We start from the raw sequence: 2,990 nt of genomic DNA, 5'->3' as shown, positions 1-2,990 counted from the left end.
CCCAATGTACTATACGGCAAACCGTTGATTCTGATATTTCCCACTCACTAGCAATGTGGAAGTAAGTTCGGTATTCCCGCCAATATTGTAAGCAAACTAAAGCTTGGTCTTCCAAGCTTAACTTGTTTGGATAACCTCGTGTTTGCTTCAAATTAGCTGCATCTTTTAACACCTTAATCATTTCATCAAACGTGCGTTGTTGCACCCCAACCAAACGTTTGAACTGCCGATTCGATAACTTTTTTGTTTGCTCGTATCGCATAAGTAGATTGATTCAAGCGACAAAACCCAATATCRTACCATAAAATATTTTTGCAAGAGGTCTAATGGACTACGATGACGAGAGTGTTCTATTTGACATATATTTTTCAAATGGTCATTGACTGACTCAATTACAGTACGTTTGCGTAACAGAATCTTATCAATCAGTTTTACCAAACGATTTTTCATTTTCTTCTTAGATTTTGTGACTAACTGCAATCCGCGCTCATATAACTCCTCGAATAATTTTTGTGAGATATATCCTCTGTCACCAAAAAGTTTGCCGATTAAGTCCTTAGTCATATCGGGGACTGGTTTTCGGTCATCTACATTGGCTGGAGTTAGTGTAAATGCTAGTAATTCTCCACAATCACTAATAATTAAATGAAGCTTGAATCCAAAATGCCAGCCCAGAGAATTTTTGCCCCATTTTACTAATCCTTTAAACACCTTGTGAGAATGTGCCCTACAGTTATGACAAACATTAATTGGGGTGGAATCGATAAAGCTAATCCCAGTAATTTCTCCTCTACGTGTATGTAAAAAGCAACATAACAGCATTAAGCACCAGGGCATCAGTTCCACAAACCGTGTGTAGCTGACTAAATTGGGAAATGCTTGATGCCAACCACTAAGCACTTGCATGGTGTAGAATTCCTTGAAAGTCTTATATCCACTGCCATGAAATGCAATAACTATTGTCATCACTTCTGATAAATGCATCCGGGAAGTGCTGCGATGTTCTCCTGTTGTCGATGGCAATTGCGGTACTTGCTGCCATATATTTTCCCATTGATTACAGAAATCATCTACGTCGCAGAAAATTTGGGTGATATCATGTCCGGATAATCGCTTACGATAAAAATAATGAGTGCAAAGATGATTAATGCCGAAACGAATTAGTGTAGCCACATATCTAGGTATTGAAGAGCTAGAAAAACGCTACCGTCAAGCTAAAGATGGGATAGAAAGTCGTCAGTATCAGATTATCTGGTTATTGGCACAAGGGAAAAAAACAGAAGAAGTAGAGGAAATAACGGGCTACAGCAGAACATGGATATACGCATTGGTAAAAAGATACAACGAATTAGGGGTGGAAGGGTTAGGTGATCGCAGAGACTCAAATCAAGGTAAACAGCCCTTAGTAGATGATATCCAGCAAGCACAGTTATGGCAGGCGTTACAAGGGAAAGCACCGGACGGAGGATTATGGAACGGCAGAAAGGTCGCACATTGGTTAACTGAAGCGACAGGAACTCATATCAGCAGACAAAGGGGATGGGAGATATTGCGGCAAATGACTTTTAGACTCAGAGTTCCCCGCCCATCTCACACAAAAACTGACTATTTTGAGCAAGAAGCCTGGAAAAAAAACTCGCAACACAAGTAAAACAAATCCAAATTGATTATCCTGATGCAGAAGTTCAATTGTGGTGTGAAGATGAGCATCGCTTAGGACTCAAACCGATTTTGCGACGAGTTTATGTACCTGAAGGAGAAACACCAATCGCGAATGTGAATTGGCGGTTTAAGTGGTTATGGTTGTATGGCTTTTTACATCCTCAAACCGGAGAAACTTATTGGTGGATTCTCCCTTATGTGAATACACAATTGTTTAATCAGGTTTTAGCGGATTTTGCTTGTGAATTTGGCTTAGGTGTTAATAAACACATTCTTTTAGCCGTTGACCGAGCTGGATGGCATACTAGCAAGAATTTAGAAATTCCCGAAGGTTTACATTTAACATTTTTGCCATCTTATTCACCTGAATTACAACCTGCAGAACGGTTGTGGACTTTGGTTGACGAGCCAATTGCTAATCAATCTTTTGAGAGACTTGATGATTTGGAGGATGTTTTATATCATCGCTGTCAATCTTTACTCCAGCAGCAAGATTTAATTCGTGGGCTAACTGGTTTTCATTGGTGGATTCAAATTGGAATTTAATCGTAACTAATTATCCGGACATAATATGATGTCGAGCCGAGATACAATAGTAGACATAGCCGAGACGCTTATTTTTGTTAGATATTTTTAGTCTCGGTCTTTTTTGTCAGTTTTTTACACCCTCTCCATTAATTATAGCGATCGCTTGCTGCTTATCCAGTTGTACTTCAGCCATAGCAGGCTTTTTGCCTTTTTTTCACCGTCGAACTCACGTTAAATTATGGTTGTATGGTGAACTCCCTTATCACGCTCGCTCGCTCGAAATCCCATGCCATTCACGTATGATCTTAAACAGTCTTGTTTTATCTCATCTGAGTATCCTTTTGGTGGACTATAGGCATCGATAAATTGACGACCACATTTTACACAAATGTGATTTTGCTTACCTCTTCGTTTACCATTTTTTCTAATCTCAGTAGAATCACAGTATGGATAATGCACGGTATTACAACTCAATTCATCCCTTTATTCAGCAACACCTATGGCGTTGCTGAATAAAGGGATGAATTAATTTATATAGGTACAATTTGATACTTCAAGTAATGAAGTAATAATTTAATTGAGTGTCTCAGCATTTGTTCTGATTTGGAATAGCATAAAGTTTTTCTGTGAAGGCGTGCAAGATAATGACGTAATCGGGTATTTTCATTTTCTACTCGCGTCATATATGTTTTACTCACAATTTGATCTCCATTGGGTATAAAACTAGGGTAAACTTTCCAGCCATCGGTCACATAAAAATAGCTTTCCCACTGTTTCACAATTTCCCATAATGGCTCACA

General features: G+C 38.8%; 3 protein-coding genes and 2 pseudogenes. 1 reads left to right on the top strand and 4 read right to left on the bottom strand.

The window, feature by feature from the left end:
* Together FCR06_RS32045 and FCR06_RS32040 are read right to left on the bottom strand one after the other, a co-directional pair.
* On the bottom strand, positions 1 to 181 hold a 181-nt coding region (locus FCR06_RS32045; protein ID WP_223280408.1), incomplete at its 3' end, for a helix-turn-helix domain-containing protein.
* The gene (locus FCR06_RS32040) at positions 178 to 1,173 is read right to left on the bottom strand and encodes an IS982 family transposase (RefSeq protein ID WP_411268040.1); all 996 of its coding nucleotides are present in this window, start codon (positions 1,171 to 1,173) and stop codon (positions 178 to 180) included. The genes FCR06_RS32040 and FCR06_RS32045, both read right to left, overlap by 4 nt.
* Between FCR06_RS32040 and FCR06_RS32035 the strand changes: the two are divergent.
* A pseudogene (locus FCR06_RS32035) lies at positions 1,148 to 2,208 on the top strand (IS630 family transposase). The gene FCR06_RS32040 and the pseudogene FCR06_RS32035 overlap by 26 nt on opposite strands.
* A gap of 216 nt (positions 2,209 to 2,424) precedes the next feature.
* On the opposite strand, the pseudogene FCR06_RS32030 reads toward FCR06_RS32035, so the two are convergent.
* Both FCR06_RS32030 and FCR06_RS32025 read right to left on the bottom strand, forming a co-directional pair.
* Positions 2,425 to 2,649, bottom strand: a pseudogene (locus tag FCR06_RS32030) (IS1 family transposase); the annotation flags it as partial.
* 71 nt (positions 2,650 to 2,720) lie between these two features.
* On the bottom strand, positions 2,721 to 2,990 hold a 270-nt coding region (locus tag FCR06_RS32025; RefSeq protein ID WP_138506924.1), incomplete at its 5' end, for an IS1 family transposase.

This window comes from Nostoc sp. PA-18-2419, assembly GCF_005869855.1.
GTDB lineage: Bacteria > Cyanobacteriota > Cyanobacteriia > Cyanobacteriales > Nostocaceae > Nostoc.
This window is presented reverse-complemented; position numbering and strand designations above follow the sequence as displayed.